This is a genomic window from Gammaproteobacteria bacterium (genome assembly GCA_021647245.1).
Classification (GTDB): domain Bacteria; phylum Pseudomonadota; class Gammaproteobacteria; order RBG-16-57-12; family RBG-16-57-12; genus JAFLJP01.
Window position 1 is genome coordinate 54,183 of record JAKIVC010000003.1, and the last position, 15,022, is coordinate 69,204.

Here is a 15,022-nt window from a genome sequence, read left to right on the forward strand (position 1 = left end):
GCTCACTGCTTAATACGAAACTCGGCAGACTGGGCGTGAGCGGTAAGCCCTTCACCACGTGCAAATACCGACGCAGTTCTTCCCAGCTCTGAGGCTCCCTCAGCAGAGCACATAATTAAGCTTGAGCGTTTCTGAAAGTCATAGACCCCAAGTGCTGAGCTAAAACGTGCGGTACGTGAGGTTGGCAGCACATGGTTGGGGCCTGCACAGTAGTCACCCAAAGCCTCCGCTGTGTATCGCCCCATAAAAATAGCACCCGCATGGCGAATTTCGGGTAGAAGCGCCTCTGGGTCGGCAACTGAAAGCTCCAAATGCTCTGGTGCAATGGTATTGGTTACCAACATCGCTTGTTGCATATCGGCGACATGGATGAGTGCGCCACGCGCTGTCAGTGAGGTGCTAATAATTTCTTTACGTTCCATGGTGGGTAACAGTCTGTTTATGCTCGCTTGCACCTTATCAAGAAAACCGGCATCGGGTGAAACAAGAATCGATTGAGCATCTTCATCATGCTCAGCTTGGGAGAAGAGATCCATTGCTATCCAATCTGGATCAGTCTGACCATCACACACCACTAGTATTTCTGAAGGCCCGGCAATCATGTCGATACCCACGGCTCCAAATACCATTCCCTTGGCGGTTGCCACATAGATATTACCGGGCCCCACCACTTTATCCACTTTGGGTATTGTCTCGGTACCGTAGGCGAGTGCGGCAATCGCCTGTGCACCACCAATCGAAAAGATACGGTCAACATTAGAGATGGCGGCAGCGGCCAAAACCAGCTCATTCACTACGCCATCAGGTGTTGGCACCACCATAATCAGCTCTTCAACGCCCGCCACTTTAGCTGGAATCGCATTCATTAATACGGACGAGGGGTACGCCGCTTTGCCACCCGGCACATAGAGGCCGACGCGATCTAATGGTGTGACCTGTTGGCCCAACATGGTGCCATCCGCCTCGGTGTATGACCAGGAGGCCTGTTTCTGGCGCTGATGATACTCGCGAATTCGCTGCGCCGATAATTTCAGTGCTGCCAGCTGCTCTTGAGGAATATTCTCTAGGGCGGCTACGGCTTGTGAGAGCGGTATTTCCAACTCTGTCATCGAATCGACACTCATTCGATCGAAACGGTTGGTAAACTCAACTACTGCCTCATCACCACGATGGCGAACACTTTGAATAATACCCTTAACCACATTGAAAACCGCATCATCTGATACGGACTCCCACGCCAAAAGTGCCTCTAGTTGCTCGGCAAATTTTTCATCGGAGGCATTTAGACGTTTGATATTAACCATGGCGCTCTCTCAACCTTGTGACAACAACGGGTTATGCGTTTTGTACTGTATAGTTACTGTACTGCTTCAGAAAAATCTTTGATGAGCGCCTGAATACGCCTGTTTTTTGTTTTCATTGACGCCTTGTTAACAATGAGGCGGGAGCTGATTTCGGCGATATGCTCTAGCGGCTCAAGACCATTTGCTCTCAGTGTATTGCCGGTATCCACTACATCCACGATACGGTCGGCCATTCCGACCAAGGGCGCTAGCTCCATTGAACCGTACAGTTTAATAATATCGACCTGTTTACCCTGCTCAGCATAGTAACGCTTGGTGCTGTTGACAAATTTTGTAGCGATCCGCAAGCGGCGACTAGGCTCGGGTTGACCCTTGGGACCGGCCACCATCAACTTACAGCGGGCAATTTTCAAGTCCAGAGGCTCATACACCCCTTCACCGCCATGCTCCATCAACACATCTTTACCAGTGACCCCTAAGTCTGCCCCCCCGTACTGAACATAGGTTGGCACATCGGAGGCGCGCACAATGATCAACTTAATATCATCATGATTGGTATCCAGAATCAGCTTGCGGCTCGACTCAGGCTCTTCCAGCGGCTCTATGCCCGCATGGGCTAACAGCGGCAGGGTCTCTTTGAAGATGCGCCCTTTTGAAAGGGCTATTATCAATTGTTCACTCATGTTATCTGACAACCATTAAGCCGGTACGCGGCGTATCCGCGCACCCAGCTGTTGTAATTTTTCTTCAATACGCTCATAACCGCGATCAATATGATAGATGCGCTGCACATGGGTATCACCCTTCGCCACAAGCCCCGCCAGCACCAGACAAGCTGATGCACGCAGATCGGTTGCCATCACTGGCGCGCCGGTTAATCCCTCTCGACCGCTGACAATCGCTGTATTCCCTTCAACCTTGATTTTAGCTCCCATACGCTGAAGTTCTTGAACGTGCATAAAGCGGTTCTCAAACACCGTCTCGCGGATGGTTCCCACACCCTCAGCGACTACATTTAAAGCGCTGAACTGCGCCTGCATATCTGTTGGAAATGCGGGGTAAGGTGCCGTATGAATATCCACTGCCTTGGGGCGCTTACCCTGCATATCGAGTTCGATCCAATCCTCACCTGCCGTCACCAGCGCGCCCGCTTCGGTCAGTTTGGCAACGACAGCATCCAGCAGTGCCGGATTAGTGTCCTTCAGTCTAACTTTACCGCCGGTCATCGCAGCACCCACAAGGAAGGTACCCGTCTCTATACGATCGGGCAGTACATTATAGTGGCAACCGTGTAGCGTTTCGACCCCTTCAATAGTAATGGTATCGGTGCCTGCGCCACTGATCTTACCGCCCATCGCGTTAATAAACCCAGCCAGGTCAACCACCTCGGGTTCACGTGCTGCATTTTCAATGATAGTGGTACCTTCAGCCAGTGCGGCGGCCATCAGCAGATTTTCGGTACCGGTAACCGTCACCACATCCATGACCAGCTTAGCCCCTTTTAAGCGCTTGGCACGAGCCTTGATGTAGCCGTTTTCAACCACCACCTCTGCCCCCATTGCCTGTAAACCGCGAATATGCAGATCGACAGGGCGAGAACCAATAGCGCAACCACCGGGTAGTGAGACTTCAGCTTCACCAAAACGTGCCAGCATGGGGCCTAATACCAGAATTGACGCACGCATTTTTTTTACCAGCTCGTAGGGGGCAACAAATGACTCTATGGTTGAGACGTCAACCTCAACATTCATTTTTTCATCAATAACCAGTGTCACGCCCATGCGCCCTAAAAGCTCCATGGTGGTGGTTACGTCCTGTAGGTGGGGAACATTGCCAATCGTAACGGGTTCACTTGCCAGCAGGGTTGCCGCCAGAATAGGTAGGGCTGCATTTTTCGCACCTGAAATACGAATTTCACCCTGCAGGGTTGTGCCGCCAGTAATAATTAATTCATCCATCAATCCAGCCTTAACTCATTCACGAGAGGGAAGTCATCTGTAATCAGCTCACATTTTTTGCTAATGTTGCCCACTCTTCGGGGGTGTAGGCTTTGATTGTCACCGCATGAATCTCGCCACTGGCAATCTGCTCTGACAGCGTGGCATAGACCAACTTTTGCTCCTGCACCCTACTCAGGCCTTCAAACTGCTTGCTGATAATCGTTACCGCAAAATTACAGCCTTCGCCACTCACCAGCACCTCTGATTCTGGAAATGCCGTTAATAATTGAACCTGAACCTGTTCATTTTGCATAGCGCTGCCTCACGATACTTTCAAGGCTGGCAAGGATACCTTAGATAACCCATGATAAACCACCTTTTTAGGGTGATTGACTGCTATTCAGCAACGGGAGTCGCTGGGCAAGTCCGCTGACATCGATAATGGTCCACATCTGAGCCGGAATATTACTGAAAGAGAGCTTGAGATTTCGCAATTTTGCCATCTGCATCCACTCAAGGAGTAGAGCAACACCCGCACTGTCGGAGTGTGTGACCGCAGCGAGATCAATCGACAACTCTTCCTGCGGTTTAAAATATGCCACACTCTCGGCCAGTAGTGATGTGACAGAGGAGAAGACCAGATCGCCCTTCACCTCCATTTTACCCGCCCCTTGTGACTCGATCGTTGCCAACGCAGCCATTAAGGGGAGCTGCTACGTGATGAGAGTTTAGCGAGCAGACCATCAATGCCATTTTTACGAATTTCACTCGAGAAGCTGGTACGGTAATTAGTCACCAGACTAATGCCGTCAATATTGACATCGTACACCTTCCAGCCATCATCATTCAGGTGCATTTTATAGTTAATCGGGATCGGGAACCCGCCATCCTGAGGGATCTCTGTGCTCACCGTCACATCAACGGCATCCGCCTTGGCACGCAAAGGCAAAAAGTCTACAGGCTGATCCACATTTTCCAGCAACGCTTTAGCATAGGTGCGTACCAATAGCTGGCGAAACTCATAAACAAACTGCTGTCGCTGAGCCTGATCTGCCTTGCGCCAATATTTTCCGAGCACCCACTTCGACATTTTTTCAAAATCAAAGTGCGGAAGCACAACCTCGTCAACTAATCTAAAGAGCCGCTCGGGGTCATTTTGAATCTGCTGCCGGTCGGCCTTGATCTTCTGAATAATAATTTCTGTGGTCTGCTTCACTAGTGCATCCGGTGCAACATTGGCTACCGCCAAAGCCGGAAAGGATAAAGCCATTAACAACACACCCATCATCCCATTTCGCAACATTTAACTCTCCCCACTCACAACAGATAGTGTTTTAACCTGCATATTATATTCGTACACTGCCTGCAAATATTGACTGTACGCCAACACATAAGCTTGTAGAGCTGTGACCGCCTTATCGGCTGTTTCCAGGCCCGCTTCAAAATCAGCATAACTGGCAATCATCCAGCGCCGAGACTCCCGGGCTGCCATCTCCAGTGATGCCACCATCTCTGAATAGCCTTGAACCTGGTAGTAACTCTCTGCCACTTGAAATGGAATACCTTGGCGTGCAAACGCTGCAATCGAGAGTGTTGCATCCAGTTCGGCTTGTGCCTGTGCAACTCTCGCCGGTTGAGCACCATAAGAGAACGACCACTGCAGACCCAACACCGGTGTGGCCGCCTCATAGTTAAAGGGATCATAAACATGTGGGTTATCCAGCTGATCCCGCCCGGGCGAGAAGGCCGCACCGGCAATAATTCCAGCATAGATATTGGGTTTCCCCTCCGACCGCTTTGCTTCAATCAATGCTTTTCGTGCCAACAAACCCGCCTCGACCTGCTTCATTTCAGGGCGATGTTCAAGGGCTTGTTGTTGCAGCTCAGGCAGCAGGAGTGCAGGCTTGGGCAGTGGCCGAATGCGCCGTTCAATTAATTCAAACGACTCAGCTACAGGCCACTGCGTGAGTGTTCTTAAGCCCGTCATTGCGACCTTCTCCAAGGCATTTGCTTTGGCAAAATAGCCTTTGGCTAGCGCGTGGCCCGCCTTAAGGGCATAAAGGTCTGACTGTTTCGCATCGCCGCTCCCCTCTTCAAGCCAACCTTCAACCAACTCTGTTGCACTCTGTAGACGATTGCTCACATCCCGCATCAGCTTGCGCGTATCACGCGCCGCAAGATAACCGTAATACGCCTTACTCACATCCAGTGTTGTTTTACCACGTTGAACAGCAACATCTCCCTGTTTGAGGGCAATATTGCCGGTAGCCGCCTTTTCATAGTTCTCAATTTTCCCAAATGTATAGAGTGGTTTAATCAGGCTAAGCTGCAGATTAAACCAGGGGGTTACCTCATCAAAATCACGATTATCATCTCTTGGTACGCAGCTTCCGGTACAACTTTCGCCATTCTCACCGTAAAACCCACCCTCTATTCTCGGCGTAAGCCCTACAAAAGTATTCAGGCTGATGAGGAGATCATCGCTACCACTCACCTCATCCTTGCGCGCACGCGCTGCCACTACATAGTGTTCGCGCTCTATGATTCTTTGATCCACATCAAGTGCCCGCTCAAGCACCTGATCAAAATCAAGTGGCTCGGCAACCGTCGTCATACTGGCAAACAGTAGCCACAGAGCACTCAATAAAACAGCTATCCGTTTCATTCATCCGCCTTGCTAAATAAAAACTGCCCAATAAGCTGCTCCAATATAACGGCCGACTGAACCAGTTTAATCGTGTCACCATCTTTTAAAACTTCATCGCTGCCACCCGGCTCCAAGCTGACATACTGTTCACCCAGCAGGCCTGAGGTGAAGATGCTGGCAGAGGTATCTTCAGGAAAAGCATCATATTGATTATCAATCAACAGCACCACCCGTGCCTCGAAATTTTCCATATCATAGCTGATCGCTTCGACACGCCCCACTTTAACCCCGGAAACAGAAACGGGTGAGCGAACCTTCAAGCCACCAACATTCTCAAAGCTGGCCTCAACAGTATAGCCACTATCAACCGAAAACTTGTTCAAGCTACTGACTTGCATTGAGAGAAAAAAGAGCGCAGCTATCGCCACCACCATGAATAGCCCAACCCAGATTTCTACTGATTTTTTATGCATCTCAATTACTCTCCAAACATCAGTGCGGTCAGCATAAAGTCGAGCGCCAGAACCGCCAGCGCCGAATGCACCACAGTGCGTGTTGTTGCACGACTCACCCCTTCAGAGGTCGGGATGGCATCGTATCCTTCGTAAACGGCAATCCAGCTCACCACCACACCAAAAACAATACTTTTAATCACACCGTTTAAAATATCTTCTGTCAGATCAACTTTCGATTGCATCTGGGACCAAAAAGCCCCTGCATCAATACCCAGCAAACCGACCCCAACGATGTAGCCACCCACAACGCCTATGGCGCTAAAAATAGCTGCCAGCAGTGGCATCGAAATCACACCGGCCCAAAAGCGGGGTGCCACAATACGTTTAATGGGATCAACCGCCATCATCTCCATGCCAGAGAGTTGTTCGGTCGCCTTCATCAAGCCTATTTCAGCGGTTAATGCGGAGCCCGCCCGCCCCGCAAAGAGAAGCGCGGTCACCACGGGGCCCAGCTCTCTTACCAAAGAGAGCGCCACCATCACCCCAAGCGACTCCTCAGCACCAAAGTCGATCAAGGTATAGTAGCCCTGCAACCCCAACACCATACCAACAAACAGCCCTGAGACAAATATTATCAGAAAGGACAACACACCAATCGAGTAGAGCTGCTGAACCAGCAGAGGAGCGCGCGTGACGACATTTGGCAGCGCCGCTATCAACTGCACAAAGAACAGAAACCCTCGCCCCAAGCGCTCCAGCACTGAGATGGTCGAGCGACCTAGCTGTTGTACCTTACTTAGCATCCGCAGGCCCCTCTAACAGGTCATCTAGGTAGTCACCCGCCTCGAAGTGAAATGGCACCGGGCCATCGGGTTCGCCCCTCAAGAACTGCTTCACCCAGGGTGAGGCTGAATTATTCAGCTGCTCAGGTGTGCCGTGCTCAACCACCTTGCCGTTTGAAATAAGATAGACATGATCGGCAATCGCGGTCGCCTCAGCCACATCGTGGCTCACCACAATACTCGATAGCCCTAATGCACTGTTAAGCTTGCGAATCAACGACACCAGCACGCCCATTGAGATAGGATCCTGCCCGGTGAAAGGTTCATCATACATAATCATCATCGGGTCAAGGGCAATCGCCCTGGCCATGGCAACACGCCTGGCCATTCCTCCTGAAAGCTCACTGGGCATCAGCTCTCTTGCGCCACGAAGCCCAACCGCTTCCAGCTTCATCAAGACTAGGTTACGGATCATTGAGGGGGAGAGCTTGGTATGTTCACGCAATGGAAAGGCAACATTATCGTATACGGTCATATCCGTCAGCAGCGCGCCACTTTGAAACAACATACCCATGCGTTTCCGCAACTGGTAGAGCGCACGGCGTGATAATGTTGTGACCTCTTCGCCATCGACACGAATTGAGCCAGAGTCCGGGCGCAGCTGGCCACCAATCAAGCGCAGCAGTGTGGTTTTACCCGTGCCACTCGGCCCCATTATGGTCGTCACCTCGCCTCGGGCAATATCCATGTCAATATCGTCAAAAATCACCCTCTCTCCGCGAGAGAAGGTCAAGCCTCGAATCTCGATCAGCGGTGCAGTTGAATTTTGTTTACTCATTCAGCTTCCGTTTTCCAATTACCCATCGGCCAATTATGGGGCGCCGCATAAAGCATGAAGACTACACCATTACCCATTGCGACGAAACTCCCAGGCAATTCGACCTCACAACAAGCTGTTTTAAATTATAGCCATTAGATTTTTTATACTGTTGCTGTTACATGCGTCTTTTGTATCAAAATGTAACCGCACGCTATATCGCACGCGCCCGATAATAGCGTCCACCAAACCATAATAGTGAGCTGACAATCAACAGCCAAATTGGCCAGTTACCCCACATCACATAAGGCGTTGCACCGCTACGTGGCTGTACTTCACCGCTTACCACATACACTTCGTTTTGCGGGCTGACTTCCCGCACTACACCTTTATCATCAATAATGGCGGAAATCCCGGTATTAGTGGCTCGCACGATCCATCGCTCACTCTCCAGCGCACGCATCCGTGCCATTTGCAGGTGTTGATAGGGTGCCAGTGAGCCATCAAACCAGGTATCGTTACTCACATTAACCAGCAGATTAGCCTTGGGCAGTGACTGAATCATCTCCTCGGCAAAAGCGATCTCATAACAGATCGAAGCACCAATATTTAAACCTGCGCCTCGCAGGGTCTCTTGCTGGTCACTTCCTGCGGTGAAACTGGACATTGGAATACTCATAAACTCAAGCAGCCGCCCGAGTACCGATTCAAAGGGGATGTATTCACCAAAAGGCACCAGGTGGCGCTTGTAATAGAGTGCTGTTTCCCCCTTATTAAAGGCAACCAGCGCATTATAATACTGATCACTCTCTTGGTTATAAACCGGGATACCGGTAATTACCGTGGTCTCGGTCTCCTGCGCGGTGGCAATAAACTGATCTATCTCGCCATCCACTTGATGAAGAAATGCAGTCATTGCGGTCTCCGGCCACAACACCAGATCACTTTTCCAGTGCAGATCGGTCAAGCCAGCGTAGATATTGAAATTCTCACTGCGCTGCTCAGGTAGCCACTTAACATCTAGGCCCACATTGCCTTGCATGGCACTCACCTGAATCGACTCACCCTCTGCCTCAGTCCACTCAACACTCTGCAATAGACCTGCACTCAGCCACAGCAGTATAAAAACGATGCCAAAGCGCCAGCCTTGCTGGCGCTGGTAAGCCCACAGCAACAGCAGGCCAGCACTGAATGCAACCAGCCAGCTCACACCATAGACACCCAGTAGCGGAGCGAACCCTGACAATGGCATTTCAAGCTGGCTGGTGCCACTGTTGAGCCAGGAAAAACCGGTCAGAAACCAGCCACGAAACATCTCACACCCCGCCCACAGCGATGCTACCAGTAGCAGCTGCTGCCACGGCCTGTGACAATGATCACGCAACTTAACTGCCAGCCAACTGGCCCCAGCTGGGTAGAGCGCCAGAATGGCCACAAAGATAGAGGTCGCTAAAAGACTGCCGGCCATTCCCAGACCGCCATAATTGTACATGCTGACAAAGACCCATGAACAGCCCACGCCAAACAGGCCAAGGCCAAACAGGTAGCCGCTGCGTAACGCCTGTTTGGAGGGTAAGGTCAGCCAATGGTGAAACAGTACCATTAAGGCCGGAAAGATGAGCAGTGAGAACTCAAAAGGGGCGAAGGCCAGCGGTGTTATGGCACCCGCAACCAGGGGAGCAATCCATATCACTGGCCCACGATTTAGGGATTTAACTAATGCCACCAGCGTGCTCTGTGGTGTTATCTTTTACTGATTTTGATGCGGGCGATGATTCGCCATTCAGTAGAGTCATGCGCAGCAGGTGTATGCGCCGTTTGTCGGAGCGGACAACTGTAAAACTGAAGTTATCGACAACAATGACATCACCACGCTTTGGCATGTTGCCATGCTGGTTCACCACATAGCCGCCAATTGTGTCAAATTCATCACCGTTCAAATCAACCCCAAAGTAGCTGTTAAACTCCTCGATTTCTGTAATCGCCTTGATAGTGTAACTTGCATCATTATTTTTGAAGATTGTCAGATCTTCATCGACATCATGTTCATCTTCAATTTCACCGACAATCTGCTCAAGTACATCTTCGATAGTAATCAAACCAGACACACCGCCGTACTCATCAACCACCACGGCCATATGGTTGCGACTGGCGCGGAATTCGCGCAATAACACGTTCAATCGTTTGCTTTCCGGAATAAACACAACGGGGCGCAGCAGCTCGCGAATATCAAAATTTTCTTCTTTGCAGACAAAATATTTCAACATATCTTTTGCCAGCAGAATACCCGCAACCTCGTCTTTATTATCACCAATTACCGGAAAACGAGAGTGTGCGGACTCGACCATCACCGGTAGAAATTCTTTAGGCGAAGCATCACGATCCACCGTAATCATCTGGTTGCGAGGGAGCATTACGTCACGAACCCGCATCTGTGAAACCGCTAACACCCCTTCAATCATCTCAAGGGCATCGGCATCCAGCAGGTTACGATTTTGTGCATCACGGAGGATGTTAATCAGTTGGTGTCTATCTTGGGGTTCTCGCATGAGCGCATCACCCAGTCGTTCTATCCAAGACCGCTGCCCATTATTGGCAGGGTCGTTCGTAAGGGGACCGTCGTTCATTGTATTCCATTTTCTATGTAAGGATCGCTATAGCCTAGACTGGCTAATAGCTCAATTTCAAGTTTTTCCATCGCTGCCGCGTCATCATCTTCAATATGGTCGTAACCCAGCAGGTGTAATACACCATGAATAACCATATGCGCCCAATGAGCATGCAATGTTTTATGTTGTTCTTCGGCCTCTCGGGTGACCACTGTAGCGCATATTACTAGGTCACCCAGCAACGGCAACGGTGTAACACCTTGAGGTGTTTCAAAGGGGAATGAGAGGACATTGGTCGGCGCTTTTTTATTACGATAAGTGTCGTTTAGCTCCGCACTTTCTGCCACCTCAACGATGCGTATCACCAGCTCTGTCAAGCCCAATTTATCGCCTAGTGCCATTAACACCCATTTTTTGAGCTGGGTATCACTCGGCAGTGTGGCATTCAGTGGGTTATCTTCATCAAGCACCCGCTGACACTCAAGTGTCAACACCATTTCAGTCATGGTCAGGCTCTTGCTTCGCCTCATAAGCCTCAACAATACGCTGTACCAGCGGATGACGAACCACATCTCTGGACTTGAAAAAGGTAAAGCTAATACCGTCAACTTCACCCAAAACTTCTGTTGCATGGCGTAAGCCAGATTTTACCTTGTTAGGCAGATCAACCTGTGTCACGTCACCCGTAATCACCGCTTTAGAGGCGAAGCCAATACGCGTCAGAAACATCTTCATCTGCTCAACCGTGGTATTTTGTGCCTCATCCAGAATAATAAAACAGTCGTTCAGGGTACGGCCACGCATGTAGGCCAATGGTGCGACTTCAATTACATTGCGCTCCATTAACTTAACCACCGTTTCATTACCCAGCATCTCATAGAGTGCATCGTAAAGCGGGCGCAGATAGGGGTCTATTTTCTGCTCTAGATCACCCGGCAAAAACCCGAGGCGTTCTCCGGCCTCTACTGCGGGGCGTGTTAATACAATACGCGCCACCTCATCGCGCTCCAGCGCCGCCACGGCACAGGCCACTGCCAGATAGGTTTTGCCGGTACCTGCCGGACCAATACCAAAACTCAGGTCGTGTGTCAGCACATTTTGCAGGTAGCGACGTTGGTTTGGGCCACGCCCTTTCACCTGTTTACGTTTCGCCTGTACAACCGGGTCGGGGGATCCTTCGATACTGCTCGGAATATCGTCAGCTTTGATCTCCTGCAATAGCAGATGAACGCGTGCCGGAGTGACCTCATCACCATGTTCTGTTTCTGCGTAGAGACGCTCCAACAGCCGCGCACTGCTTTCAAGCGCCTCACCCTCACCCGCAATACGAAAACGCCAGCCATGGTTGCTGATAGTGACACCCATACGGCGTTCAATCAGGCGCAGGTTATCACCCACTTGGCCACACAGCGCGGCAAGGCGCTGGTTATCCTCTGGTGCCAGTGTTAGCTCATAATATTCGCTCAATAGTGTATTCCTCAGTGCGTTACGGGTTATGCCTCAGCAATATTTGAATGCTTTGAAATCAATTCACCACGCAGTGAATTTGGAAGTGCTACTGTAATATTAACATTTACAAACTGCCCTACCAGCGCCTTTGCCCCACAAAAATTAACCACGCGATTATTCTCGGTGCGACCAGCCATCTCTGCTGGGGTTTTTCGTGAAGGGCCTTCCACCAAAATACGTTGGACGGTGCCCACCATTGCGCGGCTAAATGCTGCCGTCTGCTGATTAATACGATCTTGCAAGATTTTCAGGCGCTGTTTTTTAACTTCCAGCGGAACGTCGTCTGGCAAACTTGATGCGGGGGTACCCGGGCGGGGGCTGTATATAAAACTATATGAGAGGTCGTAGTTAATATCAGCAATCAGCTTCATGGTCGCCTCAAAATCAGTATCGGTTTCACCGGGAAAACCGATAATAAAATCAGATGACATGCTTAATTCAGGGCGAATTTTACGAAGCTTGCGAATAATTGCTTTGTATTCCAATACCATATGATTGCGCTTCATCAACGCCAAAATACGATCAGACCCCGACTGCACGGGCAGATGCAGGTGGCTTACCAGCTCAGGAACCTCTCTGTACACCTCAATCAGACTGTCGCTCATCTCCATGGGGTGTGAGGTGGTATAACGAATGCGGCCAATGCCATCAATAGCCGCCACATAGCGAATCAACAGCGCTAAATCAGCCACATCACCATCATGCATAGGACCACGATAAGCATTTACATTCTGCCCCAGCAAGTTCACTTCGCGCACACCCTGTGCTGCTAGCTGAGCAACTTCTGAGATAACATCATCAAATGGACGGCTGACCTCTTCGCCACGGGTAAACGGAACCACACAAAAAGTGCAATATTTGGAGCAGCCCTCCATGATTGAGACAAACGCAGTAGGGCCATCCGCCCGAGGGGCCGGCAAGTGGTCAAATTTCTCAATTTCAGGAAAAGAGATATCCACCACCTTGGCTCGCCCCTCAATCACTTCGGTTAGCATTGCAGGCAGGCGATGCAGCGTTTGCGGGCCAAAAATAACATCCACACAGGGGGCTCGCTTGCGGATTGCCTCTCCCTCCTGACTCGCCACACACCCACCCACACAGATAATAGTGCCCGGCTGCTTATCCTTCTGCTTGCGCCATCGGCCAAGCAGAGAGAACACCTTCTCTTGCGCCTTCTCACGCACAGAGCACGTGTTCAACAACAAAATATCCGCCTCTTCCGCTGTCTCTACCAAGGCTACACCATGGGAGTTATCCAGTAGATCCGCGATCTTGCTCGAATCGTACTCATTCATCTGACAACCAAAGGTCTTTATAAACAGTTTACGCGCCATGAAACACCACAAAAAATAAAATTATAGCCATATCGAGCCCTTTACACACAAGCTAAACCTGCTCTCCGCAAGCAAGCATTAGAAGGCCCCGCATCAAAACCGGACACTATAACACACGTCCTCCCGATCCCGGGGTGCTTTCCAGATTATGGACCGTGCTGTGATTTACCACCCTAATCCCCAGATAGAAGCGCGAGATGATGTGTAAGCGTTTGGTTTCACAGTGAAACTAAAAATATTAGTGGCACCCGCAGGTTCGGCGGATATTTTTTTACTGTGGAATCAAGAGCTTGTGTAAGCATACGTGTTTCTATCTGGGGATGAGGGTACCCAGCTAAAGTGGATGAGATTGATACGTCGTAAAAGGGGAGTGAAAATTAGAGATCTTTGACTACCCGATGAGATGTTTTCATGGGCATTACACTCCCCCTCTATTCAGGAAGCGGCCTTTGTGAAAGAGGACGAGTCTCACCAATTTTCATTACCCATAGCGCTTCTTCAGAAAAATCATTCTCAAGCCCCGCCTCTTTAAATCGCCTTGGGGGTTCCCAAATCGGCTCATCTGACAAGCTACTTACTGTCCCCCAATGTGACGCTATTAATACACTTGCATCAACTTCTTTTCCAATCTGGATCGCTTCTTCCGGGGTAATATGGGACATCCACATCAACTCTCTAGGCTCATACGCGCCTACAGGCAGAATCGCATAATCAAACGAGCCGTGCTCGCTACCCATTTTTTTAAAAATTGAAGCTGAATAGCCAGTATCACCAATAAAAAGAACCCTATTCTGTGGGTTTTCTATTGCCCACGATGCCCATAATGTTTGATTATGATCATCAATGCTTCTCGCTGAATCATGGACAGCGGGTAACGAAGTAATCTTCACACCGTCAATACGCACTGACTCCGTCCAATCTAATTCAGTTACATTGCTATATCCACGCTCTATAAAAAACTCTCCCAACCCCAAAGGAACAACAACTTTAATTTTTTCTTTGTTTTTCAACATTCTAACCGTTTTATCATCTAAGTGGTCGTAGTGGTTGTGAGAAACAACCAGTATATCAATGGGTGGCAACTTATCCAACGGTATACCGTGCTCTACAAACCGCCGAGGACCTGCCCATGAAACCGGGCTGGCGAATTCTGTCAAGAAAGGATCTGTCAAAATAATTTTTCCAGATGATTTTATTAAAAAACTGGCATGACCCAGCCAAGTAATGCTGTCCCCTTTTACCAAGTTAAACATCCGCAAGGACTCTAACTCAGACAAAACATGCCCTTCAGAAGCATCTGGGATAAAAACCGAACTCCAAAACCTGCGGAGATAAAAAAGAACCCCTTTGGAGGAAGCCGTTTCCACAAAAGGAGCATTTTGAAAACCAGTATCAGTGTGATGCTCGGGCTTACCTTCCACTACGGTTTTATCACCACCGTAAGAAGGCACTCCAGAACACGCAAATAACACCAAAAATAGCATGACCGCGCCAACCGTTATTCTAATAAAATTTTTCACTATAGCTCCGTTGCCAGTGAGCACACAGCAGTCTGGATAACTCGTTCACCTGTGGTAAAAAATTATTCGTAGCAAGACTTTACCGATTTCACACCCGCTCCCGCA

Annotated in this window: 16 protein-coding genes; all 16 read right to left on the reverse strand. The window is 49.8% G+C overall.

What is annotated here, in order from left to right:
* Nucleotides 1–2 precede the first annotated feature (2 nt).
* Nucleotides 3–1,304, reverse strand: a complete 1,302-nt coding sequence (gene hisD / locus L3J94_01585; GenBank protein MCF6217447.1) for a histidinol dehydrogenase — start codon at nucleotides 1,302–1,304, stop codon at nucleotides 3–5.
* Nucleotides 1,305–1,357: 53 nt separating this feature from the next.
* Complete coding sequence (gene hisG, locus L3J94_01590) at nucleotides 1,358–1,987, reverse strand: ATP phosphoribosyltransferase (GenBank protein MCF6217448.1); 630 nt, start codon at nucleotides 1,985–1,987, stop codon at nucleotides 1,358–1,360.
* Between the two features lie 15 nt (nucleotides 1,988–2,002).
* Nucleotides 2,003–3,262, reverse strand: coding sequence for a UDP-N-acetylglucosamine 1-carboxyvinyltransferase (gene murA / locus L3J94_01595; protein ID MCF6217449.1), 1,260 nt, complete (start codon nucleotides 3,260–3,262; stop codon nucleotides 2,003–2,005).
* Nucleotides 3,263–3,305: 43 nt separating this feature from the next.
* Nucleotides 3,306–3,557 (reverse strand): BolA/IbaG family iron-sulfur metabolism protein, encoded by a 252-nt coding sequence (locus tag L3J94_01600; protein MCF6217450.1) that lies wholly within the window; start codon nucleotides 3,555–3,557, stop codon nucleotides 3,306–3,308.
* Between the two features lie 67 nt (nucleotides 3,558–3,624).
* Nucleotides 3,625–3,945 (reverse strand): STAS domain-containing protein, encoded by a 321-nt coding sequence (locus tag L3J94_01605; protein MCF6217451.1) that lies wholly within the window; start codon nucleotides 3,943–3,945, stop codon nucleotides 3,625–3,627.
* The gene (locus L3J94_01610; protein MCF6217452.1) at nucleotides 3,945–4,547 is read right to left on the reverse strand and encodes an ABC transporter substrate-binding protein; all 603 of its coding nucleotides are present in this window, start codon (nucleotides 4,545–4,547) and stop codon (nucleotides 3,945–3,947) included. Before L3J94_01610 ends, L3J94_01605 begins: the two co-directional genes overlap by 1 nt.
* Entirely contained in the window at nucleotides 4,548–5,909 is a 1,362-nt protein-coding gene (locus L3J94_01615) for a TolC family protein (GenBank protein ID MCF6217453.1), read from the reverse strand.
* Nucleotides 5,906–6,364 (reverse strand): outer membrane lipid asymmetry maintenance protein MlaD, encoded by a 459-nt coding sequence (gene mlaD / locus L3J94_01620; protein MCF6217454.1) that lies wholly within the window; start codon nucleotides 6,362–6,364, stop codon nucleotides 5,906–5,908. Before mlaD ends, L3J94_01615 begins: the two co-directional genes overlap by 4 nt.
* A gap of 5 nt (nucleotides 6,365–6,369) precedes the next feature.
* Nucleotides 6,370–7,149 carry a lipid asymmetry maintenance ABC transporter permease subunit MlaE gene (mlaE, locus tag L3J94_01625; protein MCF6217455.1) on the reverse strand — a complete coding sequence of 260 codons (780 nt, stop codon included), beginning with the start codon at nucleotides 7,147–7,149 and terminating at the stop codon, nucleotides 6,370–6,372.
* On the reverse strand, nucleotides 7,139–7,966 hold the full coding sequence (locus L3J94_01630; GenBank protein ID MCF6217456.1) for an ATP-binding cassette domain-containing protein: 828 nt from the start codon (nucleotides 7,964–7,966) through the stop codon (nucleotides 7,139–7,141). Before L3J94_01630 ends, mlaE begins: the two co-directional genes overlap by 11 nt.
* Before the next feature lie 193 nt (nucleotides 7,967–8,159).
* Nucleotides 8,160–9,671, reverse strand: a complete 1,512-nt coding sequence (gene lnt, locus L3J94_01635) for an apolipoprotein N-acyltransferase (GenBank protein MCF6217457.1) — start codon at nucleotides 9,669–9,671, stop codon at nucleotides 8,160–8,162.
* The gene (locus tag L3J94_01640; GenBank protein ID MCF6217458.1) at nucleotides 9,658–10,572 is read right to left on the reverse strand and encodes a CBS domain-containing protein; all 915 of its coding nucleotides are present in this window, start codon (nucleotides 10,570–10,572) and stop codon (nucleotides 9,658–9,660) included. Before L3J94_01640 ends, lnt begins: the two co-directional genes overlap by 14 nt.
* Nucleotides 10,569–11,051, reverse strand: a complete 483-nt coding sequence (gene ybeY / locus L3J94_01645) for an rRNA maturation RNase YbeY (protein MCF6217459.1) — start codon at nucleotides 11,049–11,051, stop codon at nucleotides 10,569–10,571. The genes L3J94_01640 and ybeY overlap by 4 nt, the downstream gene beginning before the upstream one ends.
* Nucleotide 11,052: 1 nt before the next feature.
* A complete protein-coding gene (locus tag L3J94_01650; GenBank protein MCF6217460.1) occupies nucleotides 11,053–12,021 on the reverse strand; it encodes a PhoH family protein in 969 nt (322 codons plus the stop codon).
* Nucleotides 12,022–12,047: 26 nt separating this feature from the next.
* Nucleotides 12,048–13,397, reverse strand: a complete 1,350-nt coding sequence (gene miaB / locus L3J94_01655; GenBank protein ID MCF6217461.1) for a tRNA (N6-isopentenyl adenosine(37)-C2)-methylthiotransferase MiaB — start codon at nucleotides 13,395–13,397, stop codon at nucleotides 12,048–12,050.
* A 431-nt stretch (nucleotides 13,398–13,828) separates the two neighbouring features.
* A complete protein-coding gene (locus L3J94_01660) occupies nucleotides 13,829–14,917 on the reverse strand; it encodes an MBL fold metallo-hydrolase (GenBank protein MCF6217462.1) in 1,089 nt (362 codons plus the stop codon).
* Between the last annotated feature and the right edge of the window lie 105 nt (nucleotides 14,918–15,022).

Coding starts and splice junctions, on each gene's coding strand:
- miaB (MCF6217461.1), bottom strand. CDS start 13,397: ATGGCGCGTAAACTGTTTATAAAGACCTTTGGTTGTCAGATGAATGAG.
- L3J94_01615 (MCF6217453.1), bottom strand. CDS start 5,909: ATGAAACGGATAGCTGTTTTATTGAGTGCTCTGTGGCTACTGTTTGCC.
- L3J94_01640 (MCF6217458.1), bottom strand. CDS start 10,572: ATGAACGACGGTCCCCTTACGAACGACCCTGCCAATAATGGGCAGCGG.
- murA (MCF6217449.1), bottom strand. CDS start 3,262: ATGGATGAATTAATTATTACTGGCGGCACAACCCTGCAGGGTGAAATT.
- mlaD (MCF6217454.1), bottom strand. CDS start 6,364: ATGCATAAAAAATCAGTAGAAATCTGGGTTGGGCTATTCATGGTGGTG.
- L3J94_01605 (MCF6217451.1), bottom strand. CDS start 3,945: ATGGCTGCGTTGGCAACGATCGAGTCACAAGGGGCGGGTAAAATGGAG.
- hisG (MCF6217448.1), bottom strand. CDS start 1,987: ATGAGTGAACAATTGATAATAGCCCTTTCAAAAGGGCGCATCTTCAAA.
- mlaE (MCF6217455.1), bottom strand. CDS start 7,149: ATGCTAAGTAAGGTACAACAGCTAGGTCGCTCGACCATCTCAGTGCTG.
- L3J94_01610 (MCF6217452.1), bottom strand. CDS start 4,547: ATGTTGCGAAATGGGATGATGGGTGTGTTGTTAATGGCTTTATCCTTT.
- hisD (MCF6217447.1), bottom strand. CDS start 1,304: ATGGTTAATATCAAACGTCTAAATGCCTCCGATGAAAAATTTGCCGAG.
- ybeY (MCF6217459.1), bottom strand. CDS start 11,051: ATGGTGTTGACACTTGAGTGTCAGCGGGTGCTTGATGAAGATAACCCA.
- L3J94_01630 (MCF6217456.1), bottom strand. CDS start 7,966: ATGAGTAAACAAAATTCAACTGCACCGCTGATCGAGATTCGAGGCTTG.
- L3J94_01600 (MCF6217450.1), bottom strand. CDS start 3,557: ATGCAAAATGAACAGGTTCAGGTTCAATTATTAACGGCATTTCCAGAA.